The sequence below is a fragment of the Nostoc sp. UIC 10890 genome (genome assembly GCF_054786515.1).
The window spans coordinates 101,626-122,122 of record NZ_JBSGKF010000004.1 but is presented as its reverse complement, the minus strand read 5'-3'; the positions used below and the strand labels follow the sequence as shown (position 1 = coordinate 122,122).

At 48.3% G+C, this 20,497-nt stretch carries 19 protein-coding genes; 1 reads left to right on the top strand and 18 read right to left on the bottom strand.

Annotated features, from left to right (window positions below; all coding sequences use genetic code 11):
* Nucleotides 1–46: 46 nt before the first annotated feature.
* The 12 genes from ACWATR_RS32895 to ACWATR_RS32840 form a co-directional block, all read right to left on the bottom strand.
* Nucleotides 47–643, bottom strand: a complete 597-nt coding sequence (locus ACWATR_RS32895; protein WP_460342275.1) for a nucleotidyltransferase family protein — start codon at nucleotides 641–643, stop codon at nucleotides 47–49.
* Nucleotides 622–1,782, bottom strand: a complete 1,161-nt coding sequence (locus ACWATR_RS32890; protein ID WP_460342272.1) for an XdhC family protein — start codon at nucleotides 1,780–1,782, stop codon at nucleotides 622–624. The genes ACWATR_RS32895 and ACWATR_RS32890 overlap by 22 nt, the downstream gene beginning before the upstream one ends.
* Before the next feature lie 57 nt (nucleotides 1,783–1,839).
* Nucleotides 1,840–4,131 carry a xanthine dehydrogenase family protein molybdopterin-binding subunit gene (locus ACWATR_RS32885; RefSeq protein WP_460342269.1) on the bottom strand — a complete coding sequence of 764 codons (2,292 nt, stop codon included), beginning with the start codon at nucleotides 4,129–4,131 and terminating at the stop codon, nucleotides 1,840–1,842.
* Between the two features lie 18 nt (nucleotides 4,132–4,149).
* Nucleotides 4,150–5,142 carry an FAD binding domain-containing protein gene (locus tag ACWATR_RS32880; RefSeq protein WP_460342266.1) on the bottom strand — a complete coding sequence of 331 codons (993 nt, stop codon included), beginning with the start codon at nucleotides 5,140–5,142 and terminating at the stop codon, nucleotides 4,150–4,152.
* A complete protein-coding gene (locus ACWATR_RS32875) occupies nucleotides 5,129–5,971 on the bottom strand; it encodes a 2Fe-2S iron-sulfur cluster-binding protein (RefSeq protein WP_460342263.1) in 843 nt (280 codons plus the stop codon). The genes ACWATR_RS32880 and ACWATR_RS32875 overlap by 14 nt, the downstream gene beginning before the upstream one ends.
* 30 nt (nucleotides 5,972–6,001) lie before the next feature.
* On the bottom strand, nucleotides 6,002–6,154 hold the full coding sequence (locus tag ACWATR_RS32870; RefSeq protein WP_179075963.1) for a hypothetical protein: 153 nt from the start codon (nucleotides 6,152–6,154) through the stop codon (nucleotides 6,002–6,004).
* 10 nt (nucleotides 6,155–6,164) lie between these two features.
* Nucleotides 6,165–6,719, bottom strand: a complete 555-nt coding sequence (locus ACWATR_RS32865; protein WP_460342259.1) for a general stress protein — start codon at nucleotides 6,717–6,719, stop codon at nucleotides 6,165–6,167.
* Nucleotides 6,720–6,799: 80 nt separating this feature from the next.
* Nucleotides 6,800–8,062: an RNA-guided endonuclease InsQ/TnpB family protein gene (locus tag ACWATR_RS32860; protein WP_460342256.1), complete on the bottom strand. Its 1,263-nt coding sequence runs from the start codon at nucleotides 8,060–8,062 to the stop codon at nucleotides 6,800–6,802.
* Nucleotides 8,063–8,295: 233 nt separating this feature from the next.
* Entirely contained in the window at nucleotides 8,296–8,856 is a 561-nt protein-coding gene (locus ACWATR_RS32855) for an HdeD family acid-resistance protein (RefSeq protein ID WP_460342253.1), read from the bottom strand.
* Between the two features lie 298 nt (nucleotides 8,857–9,154).
* Entirely contained in the window at nucleotides 9,155–11,776 is a 2,622-nt protein-coding gene (gene clpB / locus ACWATR_RS32850) for an ATP-dependent chaperone ClpB (RefSeq protein WP_460342250.1), read from the bottom strand.
* 388 nt (nucleotides 11,777–12,164) lie between these two features.
* Nucleotides 12,165–12,482: a chaperone modulator CbpM gene (locus ACWATR_RS32845; protein ID WP_011316769.1), complete on the bottom strand. Its 318-nt coding sequence runs from the start codon at nucleotides 12,480–12,482 to the stop codon at nucleotides 12,165–12,167.
* Complete coding sequence (locus ACWATR_RS32840) at nucleotides 12,479–13,483, bottom strand: DnaJ C-terminal domain-containing protein (protein ID WP_460342246.1); 1,005 nt, start codon at nucleotides 13,481–13,483, stop codon at nucleotides 12,479–12,481. Before ACWATR_RS32840 ends, ACWATR_RS32845 begins: the two co-directional genes overlap by 4 nt.
* 95 nt (nucleotides 13,484–13,578) lie before the next feature.
* Here ACWATR_RS32840 and ACWATR_RS32835 point away from each other — a divergent pair, with 95 nt between their 5' ends.
* Nucleotides 13,579–13,809, top strand: coding sequence for a hypothetical protein (locus ACWATR_RS32835; RefSeq protein WP_460342243.1), 231 nt, complete (start codon nucleotides 13,579–13,581; stop codon nucleotides 13,807–13,809).
* Here ACWATR_RS32835 and ACWATR_RS32830 read toward each other — a convergent pair.
* The 6 genes from ACWATR_RS32830 to ACWATR_RS32805 form a co-directional block, all read right to left on the bottom strand.
* A complete protein-coding gene (locus ACWATR_RS32830; RefSeq protein ID WP_460342240.1) occupies nucleotides 13,799–14,794 on the bottom strand; it encodes a YfdX family protein in 996 nt (331 codons plus the stop codon). The two genes, ACWATR_RS32835 and ACWATR_RS32830, sit on opposite strands and share 11 nt — an antisense overlap.
* A gap of 209 nt (nucleotides 14,795–15,003) precedes the next feature.
* Nucleotides 15,004–15,861, bottom strand: coding sequence for a YfdX family protein (locus tag ACWATR_RS32825; protein ID WP_460342237.1), 858 nt, complete (start codon nucleotides 15,859–15,861; stop codon nucleotides 15,004–15,006).
* A 185-nt stretch (nucleotides 15,862–16,046) separates the two neighbouring features.
* Nucleotides 16,047–16,820: a ChaB family protein gene (locus tag ACWATR_RS32820; RefSeq protein ID WP_460342234.1), complete on the bottom strand. Its 774-nt coding sequence runs from the start codon at nucleotides 16,818–16,820 to the stop codon at nucleotides 16,047–16,049.
* A 185-nt stretch (nucleotides 16,821–17,005) separates the two neighbouring features.
* The gene (dnaK, locus tag ACWATR_RS32815; protein WP_460342231.1) at nucleotides 17,006–18,895 is read right to left on the bottom strand and encodes a molecular chaperone DnaK; all 1,890 of its coding nucleotides are present in this window, start codon (nucleotides 18,893–18,895) and stop codon (nucleotides 17,006–17,008) included.
* 336 nt (nucleotides 18,896–19,231) lie between these two features.
* The gene (locus ACWATR_RS32810; protein WP_011316760.1) at nucleotides 19,232–19,822 is read right to left on the bottom strand and encodes a DsbA family protein; all 591 of its coding nucleotides are present in this window, start codon (nucleotides 19,820–19,822) and stop codon (nucleotides 19,232–19,234) included.
* Between the two features lie 45 nt (nucleotides 19,823–19,867).
* A complete protein-coding gene (locus tag ACWATR_RS32805) occupies nucleotides 19,868–20,338 on the bottom strand; it encodes an Hsp20/alpha crystallin family protein (protein WP_011316759.1) in 471 nt (156 codons plus the stop codon).
* Between the last annotated feature and the right edge of the window lie 159 nt (nucleotides 20,339–20,497).

The following is a 20,497-nucleotide window of genomic DNA, read 5'->3' as shown; positions in this document are numbered from 1 at the left end:
ATTGCGTACTTTTGCTTATTGACTAATAGCCCTAAAGCTTAACTTGTTAACGATGATGCTTGTGAAGTTGTTCATAATCCTCAAGAGTATCTACATCAATAACTCCCTCAGCAAAACAAATGCTTGAACAGTTTGAATAATGCTGACGAATGATTTTTCTAGCACCGATATCATCCTGAAGAAGAGCTAGTTCTGAAAATAACGTTTTGTGAAATATAGTAGGAACACCAAGGATACCCGCGTATTCCGAAGCAACTATCATCGAATTTGTAGCTTGATATCTTGTAACAAGTTGATTAATCAGGTCGGAGGAAACAAACGGTTGATCGCATAACATCAGTACGATCGCTTCAATCTCAGATGCGATCGCCCCAATGGCATTTAGTCCACATCGAATGGAACTGGCCATACCAGTTGACCATTTTTGGTTATAAACAATGTGGATATCTAAATTTCTCAGATGCGGCTCAATAGTTTCGACGTAAGCACCCAACACAACAACAACTGGCCGACACTGAGAATTAATCGCCGCCTCCGTGATATGTCGAATTAGTGATTTACCTTGGTAAGCTAGGATCTGTTTAGGCTGACCAAGCCTTGTGGAAGCGCCTGCTGCCAAAATTATAATGCCAATGTTAGACATGGTTGCTCTAAGAGAGAATGGATCGAGCCTGGGCGATCGCGCAAGAAACTACCCCTACGTCCGCCAATTACAGCTTGAATTTCTGCCACGATGGACAGGGCGATTTCTTGGGGTGTTTCCGCAGCAATGTCTAGTCCTACAGGGTTATAAATTCGTTGTTCTTGTGCAGATGTGGTAATGATATTTTCTTCAGACAGATCATCCCACAATTTTTGCATCCGGCGTTTTGGGCCTAACACTCCCAGGTAACGCACCTGGGACGGAATCAGAGTCTTGAGAAATGCTAGGTCGCTTAGATAGCGGTGTGTCATGACAACTGCTACAGTTTGCGGTGTCAGCAAATGTTTGTATGAGTGGGCATCATTGAGTTCGCACCAGAGAATTTGGTCAACTTGAGGAAAGCGATCGCCCCTCAAATACCCTGGTCGATCGTCAATTACGGTAACGTGCCAACCCAGATGTTTCGCCAAATGCACCACGGGAATCGTATCATATCCAGAACCAAATACGAGCAGTGGTACTAATGGATGAATTACTTCAATCAACACATCAACGCGTCCTTGAGGTAAAGTATATGATTGTACGCAAGTTTGTTTTTTTCTCAGTGCTTGGTGAGTGTCTATTTCTATCTTTTGAGCAATGAAAATATTAGCAACGTGATTGATGACAGTGCCATCTGATTTCAGCATCATTCGAGAACCAACTGTAATATCTGACGCTCCCTCTATTTTAAAGACAGTAGCGATCGCTCCCACTTGCCCAGACTGCAAACAATCTTGAATGAAAGACATTTGGCTCGCAGCAGTTTCATCACCTAAAGATTCAATCAAAACATCGACAACGCCATTACACCCCAACCCAAAGCCAAATACAATGTCTTCATCCGATGTAGTGTCATATCTTACTACTATCGGTTCACCACCGCCAAACATCAGCGATTGCGCTCGTTCAAAAACATCACCTTCCAAACAGCCACCGCTAATCGCACTAATCATTTGTCCATCTTCAAGCAATAACATCCTCGCCCCTGGTCGGCGATAAACCGAGCCACTTGTTTGTACTACCATTGCTAAAGCACTACGCTGTGCTGACTTTTGGGTATGTACAAATGCTTGCAGGATATGCTGTAACTCGTTCATATAGTTATTGCTCACTTACGAAACTATGTAATAGCGCTAAATTTGCGGCAGCAAATTCTACAAGAGTTTGTCAGGCGTGATGGGCAAATCTCTGATTCGCTTGCCGGTCGCGTGAAAAACCGCATTGGCGATCGCTGCCGGAATTCCGACCATACCGAGTTCGCCCATGCCTTTAACACCGAGCGGATTGACGATTTTATCGTCCTCCTCAACAAAGATCGTTTCGATCTCCAAGATATCGGCATTAACCGGCACATGGTAGTGCTGCAAATTCGGGTTCATGATCCGCCCGTAACGATGGTCGATTTCAGTCGCCTCTTGCAGTGCCATGCCGATGCCCCAGACAACGCCGCCAACTTCCTGGCTGTGCGAGGCCTTCGGATTCATGATCTTGCCGCTGGCAGTCACTTCAATGGCCCGCGTAACGTGGACAGTCCCCACATCTGGATCGACCTTCACTTCAATGAACTGCGCGCCGTGCGCCAACGTCGCATACTTCTCGCGCTCCTCTGAGGGACGCGACTCGAATGTTTCCGTGATTGCGGTGAGACCATTACGCTTCATCACTCCAGAGATATTGACGAAACGCGACGGGTCGCTTTTTAGTCGCAGTCTCCCGTCGAGCATCTCGACATCGGCGGCGGCTGCCCCCTTGAGCGGAGAATTCGGTTCCTGGTTTGCGAGTGCGAGCAACTTCGTGCCGATGGCCAGAGCCGCGCCGCGCACGGCCGAGCCGACGCTCGCCGTCGTCCAAGATCCCCCCTGCGACGGTGAGCGAGGGAACTTCGTGTCGCCGAGTTCAAATTTCACCTGCTCCAACTTCAGCCCCAGATACTCAGCAGCGATCGCGGTCATCACGGTGTAGGTGCCGGGGCCGATGTCACTGGTCGCACTAGCAACTTGCGCCGTGCCATCCACCCGCAGCGTGATGAGGGCGGCAGCAGGCATCTGGAAAGCGCCCCAGATGCCGGTTGCCATACCCCAACCGACGAGTAGGCGTCCGTCGCGCATTGAGCGCGGCTCAAACTGGCGCTTCTTCCAACCGAATTTTTCCGCGCCGAGCCGATAGCACTCCCGCAACGCCTTACTCGAAAATGGCTTGCCGCTCTCGGGGTCTACTTCGGCGTAGTTGATCAGCCGTAGTTCGAGCGGGTCGATCTTGAGCGCGTAGGCCAGCTCGTCCATCGCGCATTCGAGCGCAAACATACCGCTAACGGCCCCCGGTGCACGCATCCAGGTCGGGGTGGGGAGGTCAGTGTTGGTAATCTTCAGCGGCGCGTAGAGGTTCGGGCAGGCGTAGACCTGGCGCGTGAAAAGTGTGGTTTCGTCTGAGAACTCCTCGATGTTGGAGGTGTTGTGTACGACTTCATGAATCATCGTGGAGAGCTTTCCCGATCGCTCTGCGCCGAGCGCGACCTTCTGAATCGTGTACGGACGATAGCCGTGGCCAGTGAACATTTGTGTGCGCGTATAGACGACCTTGACTGGGCGTTTGAGTTCCCGGGCCGCCATCGCTGTCAGCGCCGGATAATAGTTCGGGCGCAGCGACGATCCGAAAGCCCCGCCGACGAAGGGTGAAAGCACGCTCACGTTTTCCTCAGGCACGCCGAAGCTCGAAGCCAAATGTGCACGCACGCCATAGACCCCCTGCGTCTTGTCGAAGATCGTGAGCTTGTCGCCTTGCCAGACCGCGATGGCCGCGTGCGGCTCTATGGGGTTGTGGTGCTCGATAGGAATGCGGTACTCGGCCTCTACCTTCACAGCCGCTGTACGCATCGTCTCTTCCGGATTACCGCGCGTTAAAGTATGTTCAACAACTAACGGCTGAGTCTCAATCGCCGCTGTACGCATCGTCTCTTCCGGATTACCGCGCGGCTTTAGAGGCGGCGCTTGGGTGGGGACGCGCGCGATCGCTCGCACCGCCTCGGTGTCGGTCGTGTGCGGCTCTGTGTTGTAGGAGACTTTGACCAGACGTGCCGCATAACGCGCCTGCTCGTATGTCTCAGCAACGACGAGTGCCACAGGCTGCATATTGAAGAAGATTTTGTCGCACTGGAGCGCCCGAAACGACTTGTCTTGCTCATCGGTAGCGCGCGACGGAGCCTGCACCATAGAAAACTTCGGATCGAGCTTTGGTGTGTTCAGGTGCGTGAAGACGCGAATTACGCCCGCAGCGCGTTCAGCCTCACCCGTGTCGATTGATTTAATCGTGCCCTTTGCTACGGTTCCCAGCACGATAAAACCGTAAGCGAGATTGGAAACCTGAAATTCTGCGGCGTATTTTGCCTTGCCCGTCACTTTTGCGATGCCGTCTACGCGGCTCATTTCTTTTCCGATGTATCTTGCCATTTCTTTTATTCTCCCTACTTACGCAACACCGCCCGACATCGCTCGCTGCAAAGCGAGAACAATGGCGCGTTTTCCGAGTTCGACTTTATAACCGTTATGTTCAAGCGGTTTCGCATCTTTGAAAGCCACTTCGGCAGCAGCCCGAAAAGTTTCTTCCGTCGCTGGTTTTCCGATCAAAACTCTTTCCGCTTCGCCTGAACGCCAAGGTTTATGCGCGACACTTCCCAAAACAACGCGTGCCTGTTTGATGTTGTTGCCTCTTGTTTCTAAAGCAGCAGCCACGGCAAGCAGTGCGAAAGCATATGAAGTGCGATCGCGAACTTTTAGGTAATAAGACTTGTCAGCGAAGTTATTCCTCGGCATTTCGATGGCAACGATCAATTCGCCATGCTGAAGATTGTTATCTTTTTCCGGCGTGTCGCCCGGCAAGCGATGAAAATCCTGGATCGGGATTGTGCGTTCTTGCCCGTTCGTGCCGCGAATCCTCACTACTGCGTCAAGCGCATAAAGCGCATTCGCCATATCGCCTGGGTAAGTCGCCACGCATTTATCGCTGTAGCCAAAAATGGCATGAATGCGATTGAGTCCCTGAATAGCTCCGCATCCGCTGCCAGGCTCGCGTTTGTTACACGGCATAGCGATGTCGTAAAAATACTGGCAACGGGTGCGCTGCATTAAATTTCCCCCGTTGGTCGCCATATTGCGAAGGTGTACGGAGGCACCAGCTAAAATCGCCATTGACAGAAGCGGGTAATTTTGCCGGACGAGCGCATGGTTAGCCGTATCAGTATTTTTGGCTAACGCGCCGATAGAAATTCCGTTCGAGGTCGATCGAATTTCCGCCAGATTCAAACCTAAGATGTCAACAAGTTCGCTGGGACGCTCGACGTATTCTTTCATCAAATCAATCAAATTTGTCCCGCCTGCGAGAAACTGTGCCGTTTGATTAGCGGAAACGGTGCCAACGGCACTTGCTGCGTCGGTTGCGCTAGAATATTTAAACGATTTCATCGGCTTTGCCCTCATTGAATGCAATGGCAATTTCTTCATCGCTTGCAAAATACCTGGTCTGGGCTGTTTCGCGCCCGGAATGAACTTCTCTGATTGCCGCAACGATTCCTGGATAAGCGCCGCAACGGCAAATGTTGCCGCTCATGCGTTCTCTGATTTCTTCATCAGAGATATCTAAATTCTGGGGACTCGTCCGCAAATTGTTAGTGACGTGACTCACGTCGCCGTTTTTGGCTTCCTGCAAAAGCGCAACTGCCGAACATATCTGCCCCGGCGTGCAGTAGCCGCACTGGAAGCCGTCGTGTTTGATGAACGCCGCCTGCATCGGATGAAGATTGTCGGCGTCAGCCAGCCCTTCGATGGTCGTCACCTCTTTTCCCTCGCAGCTCGCGGCAAGTGTCAGACACGAAAGCACGCGGCGTCCGTCAACGATCACTGTACAAGCACCGCACTGTCCTTGATCGCACCCTTTTTTGGTGCCGGTCAATCCAAGTCTTTCGCGTAGAGCATCGAGCAGCACCGTGCGCGAATCCACTTCCAGGCGTTGAGTAGAGCCGTTGATTTTCAACAGGACCTTAACGGCGTTTTCCACCCCAGCGGTCGAAGCGAACACTGCGTCGGGCGAAGCGGCGAGCGTGGCAAAGACCTCCTCTTTAGCCAGCAGGTGGAAGGCGAAAGTGCCGAGTGCCGCAGCCATGTTTTGCCCCAAGAATTTTCGGCGAGCAGCACCGACAATACCGAGTTCGTCAAGTATTGTTTTTTCGTCCGCGCTGAGTTGCTCATCGCTTTCGGTTAGATCGAAATCTTGTCGTTCTTGATTGTCGTCCATGATTCTCCTTGCAACATTCTCGAACAAGCGCTAGACAAGTGTTTGTTTTTCGCGCCGACTCTTCTCACGGTCTGCACCCACCAAAGGCGCAGAAGCACCTTTCCAAGTAATACACGGTAAATCCACCGTTTTTTTGTTAAGCAATATTTCGCCAACGGTATCCGTATCTCGGCGGCCACCCAAGAAGGCTTATTTAAACCTGTGGTAGCTCATAGATACCCCAATAGTTAATATCATGCTTCTTCAAAATGACTTCAGCATTTTGAATCTCCTCATCTTTGCCTTTTAGTACTAGTAAATATTCACAGCACTGGATGCGATCGCAATAACGTCTAGCTCGGTCTTCAGGAATACCTAAACTAGCTAGCACCTTTACTAAATGATTTGTGGCTATAATACTAACTGCAACACCTGCTACACTGATAATAAATGCTGTTCCAACCGAACCGACTGCAATTATTACTCCAATACCGCCAGGAAGTACCAAACTGCTAAGACCAACTAATACGCTTCCCAAAAAACTTGTAGTTAAAGCGTCACCAACTGCTCCAGTTGTATCTACACTTTGATTGTTGATACGCGAACTGACTGATACTTCGCCAATAGAATTTATGCGATCTGCAAATCTTGCAAAAATTGCAACTTTTTCCATTGGAAAGCTTGAGGCTTTCAATTCATTAACTGATTGCTCCGCTGCTTTACGGTTAGTAAATACTCCAACAGCGTGCTTGTTATCTGTTGTAATCATATTATCCTTATTTCAGTGAGGCAGCACTAGCTCACCATTGACATCCTCCCCGACCTGAAAGGTGCGGGGATTCCCAACAATCACTTGTTGAGTTTTCTGCTTCGTCCCGTGCCAGCTAGACTAACGTTACTGCTAGTCCCCACCGCATCCGGTCTACAGACATTTTGTTTTACTTCCACGACAAGACCTGCCGCAGAACTGGAAACTAATTCCAAGCCGCGATTTCTAACCACCTGTGCTGCCGCTACATCCCGTGAAGTAGTGTAGAAACACACCGGACAACAATGAATACGTTGGCTCAATTCCTTCTTGCCCGTATGCGTCCCACATTCGGGACACTGCTGCGAAGTATAGTTTTTATCTACCTTGGCAAAGAATACACCTCGCTTAAAACACACCCATTGTAGGATGTGAACGAATTGTCCAAAACCAGCGTCGGCACTATGTTTTGAAAACATCCCTCTCGCCCAACAACGAAAGTCAATGTCTTCAACAAATATCATTCCTGCACCATCACAAAGACGGTTAGCCAGTTTAAAATGCCAGTCTTTCCTCGTGTCAGTAATTCGCTGATGAATTCTCGCTATTTTACGATTGAGTTTGTGTCGATTATTAGACCCTTTTTTCTTATGCTTTAACCTACGTTGCAGCAATTGCAGCTCGCGTTGTAATGTTTGCAAAAAGCGAGGTCTATTAATTTGTTCGTTATCACTCGTGGCTACAAACTTATCAAACCCTAAATCTAACCCTCGCGGATGATCGGATATTGGTGTATCTGGTAGTGATACATCTAACTGTAATGCCAACATGACAAAGTAGCCTGATGCCCGTCGCACAATCCTGGCTTGTTTAATCTCAAACCCTTCTGGAATTGGACGGGACAAACGTAAACCAATCCACCCTAGTTGAGGTAGTTTGAGCAAACTGCCTTGAATTGGATTTTTGCCCAATTGAGGAAATACAATTGACCGCATTCGGTATTTATTTTTGAAGCGAGGAAACCCTAATTTCTTCGCTCTCATGTCCTCAAATGCCCTGTCCAATGTCCTTAAGACTTGTTGGAGGACTTGCGAATGTACTTGCTTGAGAAGGGGAAATTGCTCTTTGGCAAGAGTTAACCGCTTGGCTTGAGTGTGGTAACTAGGGTATGGTTCATCAGCACCAGGAATGTATTCCTGAACAATGGAACAAGCGTTAACAGGCGACTTGCGGGAATTTAACCAGTCCTTTCTTTCGCGTAAAGCAAAGTTCCACACTTTGCGACACACATCAAATATTCCTTCGATGATATCGATCTGCTTTGGAGTTGGTTTTAACTTAAATTCCCATGTCATGTTTAGCATAGAAGTATTTTACACTAAGCCTATAGCTGTGTAATGCCGTCCTCCACTTCGTTAAAGGACGGGGTTTTAGACCCAAAATTTTCGATCAAACCGAAAGTTATTTCAACAAATTAGTAAATAGTTAACAGTAAACTGTTTTTCAGTTGGGAGTCAAAGTTCCTCACCACTATTGCGTGCTACGTTTGAGTTGGAGATTTAGACCCCAACTCAAACTTTGATAACTGATAACTGCTTTAAACTCTTGCCCTATGGTCAGGAAGACTACGAGAAGCTAATGAAAGCATGATCATCCAAACACCCGTCAACAAAAAATTAATCCCTACAAATACTCCCAATACCCAAACTGCGCTGACAGGCCATTGATAGAGAATAAAAATCCCTAGAATAATAGCCATGATCCCGCTAAATAGTACCCAACCCCAGTTTGGATCTCGACGCATTTGAAATGCTGCAATCACCTCCAATACACCTTCAATAAAAATGATAAATCCAAAAGCTAAGGTGAGAGAGAGTGCAGCACCAAAGATGTTGCTAATCAACAAAATCCCACCAATTACGTATAGAATACCAACTACTAGTGTTGTCCAGAAGCCTCGTTTGTGACGTGATTGAAATGCATGAACAATTCGGACAATGCCAGCAATAATTAAAGTCCAGGAGAATACGATTGTGATGGCAATAGTGGCAATAAATGGTTCTGCGATCGCTGCAATTCCCAGCAGAATCATCAAAACACCTAAGACAGTTGCCAATACTGAATTTGTTCTGGTTTCTCTAAAATCTTCAGAAGTCATAGCTTTTCCAAAAATGTTTTGATATGTTGTTAAATCTTGAAAGAGAGACGCGATTAACCCAAGTCTTTCCAAGAGTTATCAAGAAAGGCAGAGGGCAGGAGGCAGAAGGCAGAAGGGAATTCTACTTCCTGCTCTTTGCCTACGACTGGAAGGAGTAAGGGTTCAAGACCCCCACCAAATTAAAAATTTGGTGGCTCTTATTTAGGAGGGGTTTGAATCCCCTTTTAAATAAAACCTTCTGCCCTCTGCCCTCGTACTTCTGCCTTCTTCAACTCTCCCTTGTGCTCCTCTGCCCCCTCTAAGCATTGACCAGTTCAGGTGATAAGCGCTTCAACACCAGTCGTTCGTGTTCCACATGGACGTAGATTGTGTCGCCTTCGTGGAACTCGCCGCGTAGAATCGCTTTGGCAATCGGAGTTTCTAGTTCTCGCTGAATCGCCCGCTTCAGGGGACGAGCACCGTAAACTGGGTCATAACCGACCTGAACAATCCAATCGAGAGCCTCGTCGGAGATTTTGAGCGAGAGTTTACGCTCGCGCAGTCGCTCCTCTAAACGCTGCACTTGTAGTTTGACAATTTCGCGCAACTCGTCCTTCCGCAAGCTATGGAAAATAATGATTTCATCAATGCGGTTGAGGAATTCGGGGCGGAAACTTTCTCGCACTGCTTCCATGACGCGATCGCGCATTTGTTCGTACTTGCTATCGTCTCCTGCCACATCCAAAATGTATATTGAACCAATATTGCTGGTCATAATCGCGATCGTATTTTTAAAATCTACTGTGCGTCCCTGAGAATCAGTTAGGCGACCATCATCCAGGATTTGCAGCAGGACGTTGAATACATCAGGATGAGCTTTCTCAATTTCGTCAAACAGAATTACAGAATAAGGTCGGCGGCGAATCGCTTCGGTGAGTTGTCCGCCTTCTTCATAGCCCACGTAACCTGGAGGCGCACCGATGAGACGGGCAACAGTGTGTTTCTCCATGTATTCGGACATATCGATCCGCACCAGTGCATCTTCGGTATCAAACAGATATTCCGCTAAAGCTTTTGCCAGTTCTGTTTTTCCCACCCCGGTCGGGCCTAAGAAAATAAAGCTAGCAATGGGACGATTTGGGTCTGCCAACCCAGCACGGGAACGTTGAATTGCATCAGCAACAGCTCTTACAGCTTCGTCCTGACCAATCACACGTATATGTAACTCTTCTTCCAGATGCAAGAGTTTTTGCATTTCCGATTCAACCAGTCTGCTCACCGGAATACCCGTCCACTTGGAGATAATTTCGGCAATGTCAGCTTCGGTGACTTCTTCGCGCAACAGAGATTTACCGCTAGTCTGGATTTGAGCTAGTCGCGCTTCGGCTTCTTCTAGTTGTCGTTGCAGCTCAGTGAGTTTGCTGTATTTCAGTTCTGCTGCTCGGTTGAGGTCGTAATCGCGTTCGGCTTGCTGAATTTCTACATTGACACGCTCAATCTCTTGTCTAATTTGGCGAATGCGATCGATAATTTGCTTCTCTGCCTGCCATTGAGCATTGAGAGCAACTTGCCGTTCTTTTAACTCTGCAAGTTCTCTCTCTAGGCGTTCTAAACGCTCTCTGGAAGCACTGTCTGTTTCTTTTTGCAGTGACAGCCGCTCCATTTCCAGTTGCAGAATTTTGCGATCGATTTCGTCTAATTCTTCTGGTTTAGAAGTAATTTCCATTTTTAGTTTAGCCGCAGCTTCATCCACCAAATCAATAGCTTTGTCGGGTAGGAAGCGATCGCTAATATATCTCGCAGACAGAGTAGCTGCCGCAACTAACGCACTATCAGAAATCTTCACGCCGTGGTGTAACTCGTAGCGCTCTTTCAAACCGCGCAGAATTGAGATGGTATCTTCCACACTGGGCTGATCGACATACACCTGCTGAAAACGACGTTCCAAAGCCGCATCTTTTTCAATGTACTTGCGGTATTCATCTAGCGTGGTGGCACCAATACAGCGCAATTCGCCGCGAGCAAGCATCGGCTTGAGCAAGTTGCTAGCATCCATCGATCCTTGCGTTGCACCCGCACCAACTACAGTGTGAATTTCGTCAATGAACAAGACGATTTGTCCCTGTGCTTCTTGGATTTCTTTTAAGACAGCTTTCAGGCGTTCTTCAAATTCTCCCCGGTATTTGGCTCCGGCAATTAACGCACCCATGTCTAAAGCTATTAGTTTGCGATCGCGCAATGATTCCGGGACATCACCACTGACAATGCGCTGCGCTAATCCTTCTACAATTGCTGTTTTACCGACACCGGGTTCACCAATCAGTACGGGGTTATTTTTGGTCCGACGAGAAAGGATTTGAATCGTGCGGCGAATTTCTTCATCTCGTCCAATCACTGGGTCGAGTATGCCCTCATGTGCCAATTGGGTTAAATCGCGTCCGTATTTTTCTAGCGCTTCATATTTAACTTCTGGGTTTTGATCTGTCACTTTTTGACTCCCTCGAACCTGTTGAATGATGTTGCGGAGTTTTTTTTCATCCAGTCCAAATTCTTGAAACAACCCTTTACCAAAGCGATCGTCTTTGGCAAAGGTAAGTATTAAATGTTCAATAGAAATATATTCATCACCAAACTCTTTGCGGTATTGTTCGGCGCGATCAAGCAGCCTCTCTAAACTGTGTCCGATGTATACCGAACCACTGCTAGCCCCCGATACTTTGGGCTGACGGTTGATGAAGTCGATAGTGCGCTCGTGTAGTTTTTGAACATTTACCCCGGCTTTGTTGAAAATAGAACTGGCGAGTCCTTCCTGTTCCAGTAGCGCTAGCATCAAATGTTCGCTCTCAATCTGCTGATTCTGAAACTGCTTGGCAATTTCGGGAGTACGAACAAGGGCTTCCCAGGCTTTTTCGGTAAATTGCTCGGGATTGGTTGGTTGCATAATCGTGCTCCTTAGCTGAGAAATAAATTATTTTGTTAACGTATCGCGGAAGTCCCCATCTTCTAGGTATTCCTAAGATGGGGATTGTGAGCGGGGGATGAGGATTGCATCCAGAATTTGTTTTTACACAGTAAAAACAAATTCTGGATGTATGACGAATCCCCAGTATTTTCTGGTAGAATACTTAATGTCTTGACCATCAATGCCATAAGCGAAAACCAAGCTAATAGGTATATGTTGCAAGAAAAAAATTTGGGTCTTGGGAACCAGGACTCCTGCCCTTGGAGGGAATGTAAGACCAAAAAAACTACGAAGTTTTTGAGGCTATTCCCAATGAATTGGGAAGCTCAGACTTCAGCCGTAGGCAAGTCTGAGTAGTTCACCGCTCTTAATTACGAATTTGTAATTCAGCACGGTAGGCACGCAGTTGCGCCTTGAGTTGGTCAATTTCAGTTACCATATCTAGCACCATTGCTGCTCCGACCCAATTCAAGTTCAGATCGCGGTGCAACCTTTGAATCTGCACAACGCGAAAGATATCCTGTCGGCGCAGCATGATTCCTACAGGTTCAATTAGTCCCAGGCGGACAAATCGTTCTAGTAATAAAACCGAGGTTTGGGTGAGGTAGGCGGCTTGCTCGAAACTATAGAGGCGATCGCCTGTTTCTGACCACACCACGCAAGACAAACTCAGGTTAGAACTCATAACCGCATCTCCACCAAGCCTTGACGGGAATTAAAACTACTGACCTGCCGCAATTTTTCATAGCACTCTCTTTCTTGGGGACTCAAATCTTTGGGTGTCACAATTTTTAACCACACGATCAAAGCGGTACGATTACCTTTTGGATCGCGCCAGCCCTTGCCACGTAGCCGCAGTGCTTGGCCGGAATCCACGCCGGACGGAATCGTCATCGTTACCTTGCCATCGGGCGTAGGAACATCTATTTGTGCGCCAAGCACTGCTTCTTCTGGGCTGATAGGTACTTCACAAGCAAGATTGTCGCCCTCAAATTTGAAGAAAGGATGGGGTAATAATTCAATTGTCAGATACAAATCGCCGCGTTGCTGACTAAAAGGACTCATCTGTCCTTTGCCTTTGACTCGAATGCGGCTTCCCGATTTTACTCCCGGCGGAATGCGAACAGTGATAGTTTCTCCATCAATTTGTAGCCGCTTCTGTGTACCGTGAAACGCTTCAGAAAAAGTGAGAGCGATCGCCGCTTCTGTATCCTGTGCGGGAACATTAGTGAAGCGGCTGGAGGGGTCTTCTCCATACCCAAAATCTACGTAGTCCCGGAATCCTTCTGGTCTTGTTGTGCGATAATTAGCTCCGCGCTGCCTTGTACGACCGCCACTGCGACCTAACCCTCCCAGCAATTCATCAATGAAATCATCAAAGTTGCCATACTGGCTAAAGTCATAACCTTGTGTACCCGCCCCTCTGGGTGGAGGTGCACCCGCCGCAGCCTGTTGCCAGTACTGACCATACTGGTCATACTTCTGGCGTTTTTCCGGGTCGGACAGCACTTCATTAGCTTCGTTAATTTCTTTGAACCGCGCTTCCGCTTGCTTATCGTTAGGATTTAAGTCCGGGTGATATTTCCGTGCCAATTTCCGGTAGGCTTTTTTGATATCCTCCGGAGTGGTGTTCTTACTGACACCGAGAATTTGGTAATAATCTTTGAAATCGGTTGCTGCAACCATCAGCACCTCTTGAGATTAACGAGATGGGGGGCAGGGGCATGAGGAAGATGAGGGGTAAGGGGGAAAGGGTAAGGGGGAAAGGGCAAGAAAGTAATATGAATGTAATTTATTATGCCTTTACCCGAATGGCCCGAAGAAAAGGTGAAACCTTGTCAGGGCAGGGTGTTGGGGGTAGGGTGTTGGGTGTAGTGTTTCAGATAATTGAATGCAACTGCGTCAAGGAGTTCAACATCTTCTTAATTCCCCACACCTTACACCCCACACCCAAAAGCCAGGAATACCAAGGATTTACGCTTTTCTTAGTGCCATTTCCCTTTACCCTTTAACCTTTTCCCTTTCATTTCTGGCTTCTGCCCTTTTCGGGGAATCATCTGGTTTAACGACTTCGGATACTCGGTTGAAGAAACTAGAGAATTGTTCTTGAAGCTTGGCAAATGCGCCTGCTGTGTTCTCACGTGCCTTAACTTGCCGCTCTAGATTTTTAATTGCTTTGTCAAATGCTGCATACTCGCGATCGCCTCTGGCATATCCTAGTTCTTGAGCTAACTTGAGTTGGGCACGAGCATCTTCTAGCAACCTCTGTGCTGCGTCGCGATCCTTCTCTGCTAAAGTAACCGCAGTCACTAGATCGGTATGGGCTTTGACTAACGCCAGGGGTCGAGCTTGTTCTGTCACCACTAAAGTTGAGAGCGCAAGTTGCAGCACGCCTTTGGCTTCATCAATTTTGCCTTCGTTCAACAACCGAGCTGCCTGCTTCGTTGCATCTGGATATCTCTCTAATGGCAGATTGACGATTGCTGTGCGAATCTCGCTTATCAGGTTGTTCAACAGTTCGCGAGCCGCCGGAAAATCTTCTGCAATTGCAACAGCCTTCACTTGATTGCGAATTCGCTCAACCAAATTAAAATCCTGAGGGGCAAAATCGATTATCGCTACCTGAGCCGCCACCGGAATCAGAGCTAGTTTAGGGTATTGTGCCACCAGTATGTCAATTTTTCCAGTTGCTCGTTCTAAAGCTTGAAGTGCTTCTTGAGTCTTTCCCCGCTCAATGGCGGCGATCGCTTTTTTAGTTTCTTCGATTGCGGCGATCGCTTCTCGATCCAGTTTACTTTCAGCCTCAGCTGTTGCCTGTTGCCTCTCCTTTTCAATCTCCTGCTGAAGACTAGTATCAAGCTGATTCAATCTTTCAGGAGATACCGCAGCAGAGCTAACTGCATGAACGGGAGCGATGAATAAAAGCGAGGAGAAAAGAATACCCACGAACAGGACTTGCAGCCTTCTAAAGAATCTGTGATATCGGTTCACGATCATTCTCCTGGTTTATAAACTTGTTTTGCACCTGGATTGAAGAAGGTAGGGGGCGGAGGGCAAGAAGAGCAGGGGAAGCAGAGGGAGCAGGGGGGCGGAGGGGCAGAGCAGAAAAGACTAAAACTACTCTTGATTCTCCCTATCTCCCTATCCTCTTCTCGCCTCCTGCCTCACTTCAGCTACGCTCAGTGACCACCTGCCTTCTACCTTCATCAAGCTGGTTGGGCGGGGGCGGTTCCGGATATACGTTTGAAGAAACTAGAGAATTTTTCCAGGAGCCGACTCAATGGGTCTGCGGTTCTCTCGTTTGCCCTAACTTGCCGCTCGATATCTTGGATTGCCTGCTCAAGTTCTGCATACTCAGGATCGCCTTTGGCATAGCCTAGTTGTTGAGTCAACCTGAGATGGTTGCGAGCATCTTCCAGCAACCTCAGCGTTCTTTCACGATCGCTGTCTGCTATGGCAATTGCACTCATTATGTCAATATCGGCTCTAAGCAGCGGTAGGGGTCGAGCAACTTCTGTCACCACTAGGGTTGAGAGGGCAAGTTGCAGCACCGTTTTGGCTTCATCGGTTTTACCTTCCTTCAACAACCGGGCTGCTTCCTTCATGGCATCAGGATATGTCTCTAGTGGCAGATTAAAGATTGTTGTGCGAATCTCACTCACCAGGCTGTTCAACAGTTGACGAGCAGTACGAAAATCATCCCCATTCACAGTACTCTTAATTCGATTACGAATTCGCTCAATCTCATTAGAATTGTCAGGGGCAAGATCGATTATATTTACTTGAGCCGACACAGGAACAAAACCCAGTTCAGGGTATCGTGCTACTAGAATTTCAAGTTTTCCTGTTGCTCGTTCTAAAGCTTGAAGTGCTTCTTGAGTATTTTTCTGGTCAATGGCATTAATTGCATTTCGAGTTTCTTTGAGCGCGGAAACTGCTTCTTGATCTATGCATCTTTGAGCTTCATCTGTTGCCTTTTGTCTCTCGTTGTCAATCTCTTGCTGATTACGAGCATCTTCTTGCCGATCGCGATTATCTTGTGGATTCGATGTTTGGGCGTTCATAATTATTCTCCTGATTTGTTAACTTGTTTTGCGCCTCGATTGAAGTATGGGACAAGGGAGATGAGGGAGACTAGAGACGGGGAAAGAGTAAGAATAAGTAACTCTTCTGCCTTTATTAAGCTGGATTGATCCTTTTTCGTCGCGATGGGCTACGCCCCACCGTAGGCGATCGCAACTCTGGAAATTTACGATCTGACTTTAGACCTGGAATAAGTGCCTTTTTCGTCGCGATCGAACACCTGTTTGACCCGATCCCAAGCCTTCGTCAAGGCATTATCTTTTCCATTGGCTTCTCTGAACGACCGATTGTAGGTATCAACAAAAGTTTTTTGTGCGTCGTCCGACAGATTTGCTCTAATTTCTGGTGAAATCTGCTCATTATCTGCCAGTTCACCTTTTGGTTGACGGGGAATCTTCATGTCAGTGATAGCGACTTCTTCCGCACCCGCACTTTCTAACAGTGAGACAACTTCGTCTGCTTGTTCTTGTGGCACTTCCGCAACCAGTAAAAACTCACCTGCTTTCAGGCGTGTTTCGTAAATAGCAGCTTTGTCCTCCGGCATACCCATTGCGATTAAGGCAGCTCCAATGCCTGCTCCCAAGGAACCATATAAAGCACCGCCTGCCGCTCCTAATAATGCTGCTCCCAAAGGGCCTGCTGCTACTACGGTTCCCAAAAAGGGAATGAACAACACACCCACACCCGTAAGTAAAGCCAACAGAGAACCAAACAGCGATCCAAAAATCGCTCCGGTGGCGAGTCCATCCAAGATCACATCTTGTTTAGTCACAAATCCGGAGATACGAGTTTCGGCGTGGAAGTCGCGACCAATAATCGAAATGTTATCTTTGGGAACGCCGCGATCGATTAGACGCTCAACCACTTCTTGCATCTTCTTCTCATCTTTGAAGATAGCAGAGACACTTTTGAGGGCGGTTTTTTCAGATGTAGAAGTCATAAAAATTACTCCAAATTAAAAAACTAGATAACATCACGAAATGTGACGCAGATTTAAGGACGCGGGGATAGGAACAGAGTATTTGATAATTTCACTGCGTCATCTTTTGGGTGACGCACGCAGGCTCGCTAAAGCAGTTCCTTTAACTCTGAGAACCAGAGCAACGGACTGCTCGCTGCGTCTTGTTACTTTTGTTCCACAAAGTCTGCATCGATGACATCTTCACCGCCGCCTTGACGGTCTGTAGAAGTACCACCGTTTGGAGATGCACCTGCTTGTGAGTAGACCGCAGTGCCGATTTGCATCAGGGCTTGTTGAATTTCGTTGGTGAGGGACTTCATGCGATCGATGTTGTTCTGCTCAATTGCCTGACGCAAGTCTCGAATTAAGCCTTCCACGCGGGACTTGTCTGCTGGTGGCACTTTGTCACCCAAATCTTGAAGTTGTTTCTCGGCTTGATAGGCGACGGAATCCGCCATATTTTTGGTATCAATTTGTTCGCGCCGCCTACGGTCTTCTTCCGCATTGCGCTCGGCTTCTTTCACCATCCGCTCGACTTCAGATTTGTCGAGGGTGGACGCACCTGTGATGCTAATGGACTGTTCTTTACCTGTGGCTTTTTCTCTGGCAGTTGCTGACAGAATCCCGTTAGCATCAATGTCAAAAGTAACTTCGATCTGTGGCATACCTCTGGGAGCTGGAGGAATCCCATCTAGTCGGAAGGTTCCCAGGCTCTTGTTGTCGGATGCCATTTCGCGTTCACCTTGCAGAACATGGATTTCTACGTTTGTTTGTGCGTCAGCCGCCGTTGAGAACACCTCAGACTTCTTCACTGGGACAGTGGTATTGCGCGGAATAATCTTGGTCGTCACACCACCTAGAGTTTCAACACCCAGCGACAACGGCGTGACATCTAGGAGCAGTACGTCTTTTACCTCACCCCCAAGCACACCCGCCTGAATCGCTGCACCCACTGCTACGACTTCATCCGGGTTGACACCCTGGTGTGGGTCTTTGCCTATTATCTGCCGTACCAGTTGCTGGACAGCCGGCATTCGAGTTGCACCACCCACTAGGATTACTTCGTCAATATCTGCGGGACTCAGTTTAGCATCGCGCAGGGCTTGTTCGACGGGAATGCGGCTGCGATCGAACAAGTCGGCGCACATTTGCTCGAACTGTACCCGCGTTAAGGTCATATCTAGATGTTTCGGGCCTTCCGGGGTTGCGGTAATAAAAGGTAAGTTAATGTTCGTCTGTGTTGCGCCTGACAGTTCAATTTTGGCTTTTTCTGCTGCTTCGGTGAGGCGTTGCAGGGCTTGTTTGTCTTTACGCAGATCGATGCCTTCGTTACGCTGGAATTCGGTTGCTAGCCAGTCTACGATTCTCTTATCAAAGTCATCACCGCCCAAGTGGGTGTCGCCACTGGTAGCTTTCACTTCAAACACACCATCACCCACTTCTAGGATAGACACGTCAAACGTTCCACCACCTAAGTCAAATACCAAGATAGTTTCGTTAGTTTTCTTGTCAAGTCCGTAAGCGAGGGCAGCCGCCGTTGGCTCGTTGATAATTCGCAGAACTTCAATCCCGGCAATTCTACCGGCATCTTTGGTAGCCTGCCGTTGAGAGTCATTGAAATAGGCAGGGGTGGTAATTACCGCTTGCCTCACTGGTTCCCCCAGATATGTGCTGGCATCATCTATCAGCTTGCGGACTACCTCAGCCGCGATTTCTTCGGGTGAAAATTCCTTGTTCAGAGCGGGACAGTGTAGCTTGACGTTGCCATTACTGTCACGTACCACTTTGTAAGTAACTTGTTTTGCCTCTTGGGTGACTTCATCATACCTGCGCCCGATGAACCGCTTCACAGAATAAAAAGTGTTTTCTGGGTTCATTACACCCTGGCGCTTGGCAATTTGCCCGACAAGTTTTTCGCCCTTCTTGGTGTAGGCAACCACAGACGGAGTTGTGCGACCGCCTTCTGTGTTCGGAATGACGATGGGTTGTCCACCTTCCATTACGGCTATACAGGAGTTGGTAGTTCCTAAATCAATACCAACGATTTTTGCCATCGTTAGCAACCTCCTTCAAAGATTGAGATAAACAATTGATAGTCTGGATTCAGGACAAGTTGAATAAATGGTATTAAGAAGGCAGAGGGCAGTCCCAATGAAACAAGTTTCACCGCCAAGCATGAAAGTGCCTTTCTCCCCCTGCCTCCCCTGCCTCCCCTGCTCCCCCTGCTCTTTCAAGTCAGAAGGGGAATCCCCATAAATAAATTTAGAGGATTTAACAACGGCTTCTGAAAGTAAGGGTTTCCCAACTTGAGCAAACTGGCGTGGGCTTGTGATCTTTTGGCAGAGGGAAGAATCTATCCTTGAACCTTCTGCCCTCTGGCTCCTTAGCACTCAGGATTCGGCTGCGTTTTGAATCGCGGCTAACAATGAGCGGAGGTCGTAAGAGCCATCGTGGCGCACACCGTTGATGAAAAAAGTCGGCGTGCCGTTGACCCCGCTCTGGATTCCGCTGAGTAAGTCTTCGCGTATCTTGGCTGCGTGGGCGTGCTCGGCGAGTTCGTGACTAAACCGAGGCACATCAAGACCGAGGTTAGCGGCATATTCTATTAGATGTTTGCGATCGAGCGCCTGTTGATGTTCAAAGAGATGGTTGTGCATCTCCCAGAACTTACCTTGCGCCGCAGCTGCCTCTGCTGCTTCTGCTGCCTGCTCGGCGTGGGGATGCACGCTAGTTAACGGGAAGTGGCGGTAGACAAAGCGCATGAGATCCCCGGTCAACTGCTGGAGTTCTTTGACGATGAAATGGGCACGACCGCAATAGGGACACTCATAGTCACCGTATTCCACGAGGGTGACGGGTGCGTTTTTTGGTCCTCGGATATGGTCGCGTTCACCTTCAGGTGTGCCGTTCGCGGTAGCGTCTCTGAAAGAGAAGGCATCGCTAACTGGGAGGCTAAGTTCGCCCGTTGCTGTTGTGATCATGTTGTCACCTCCTGCTCTTAAGGGAGTGCTTTGGAAAACATTGCGTCACTGCCCTTGCCCGTTGCCCCTGTGCCCGTCACCTAAGTTTACTTTCACAACCTTGTTCCTATCTTCTTCAGCCTTGGGCAGCCTCAGCTTGAGAATGCCATCTTTGTATTCTGCTTGCACCTGATCGTGCTGGACACGGGTAGGCAACGGAATCACGCGCTGAAACCTGCCATAGCGGAATTCGGTGCGGGTGATGCCTCTTTCTTCCGTTTTGATTTCTGACTTGCGCTCACCGGAAATAGATACTGCCTCTGGCGATACCTGCACATCTAGGTCTTTGGGGTCTACACCGGGAATTTCTACCTTGAGATGAACCGCATCGGGGGTTTCTTGAATCTCTGCGGAGGGAATAAAGGCAATGCCTTCCTCTTCTCTACGACCTGTCGGTGCTATCTCATCAAACAAGCGGTTTAACTGCCGCTGCAAACTTTCAACTTCTCGGAAAGGTTCCCAACGAACGAGTGCCATAATTTTAAGTCTCCTGATGATCTATACTTGAGTGTTTAGAATTCTGCATTAGACTGGGTTTTGTCAGTCGCTGAAACAGCGTTGCTATCATGCCAGTGCTGAACTCTGTTGCCACTATAGAGAAGAAATCTAAGGACTTTCTGAGGAAATTATGATGAT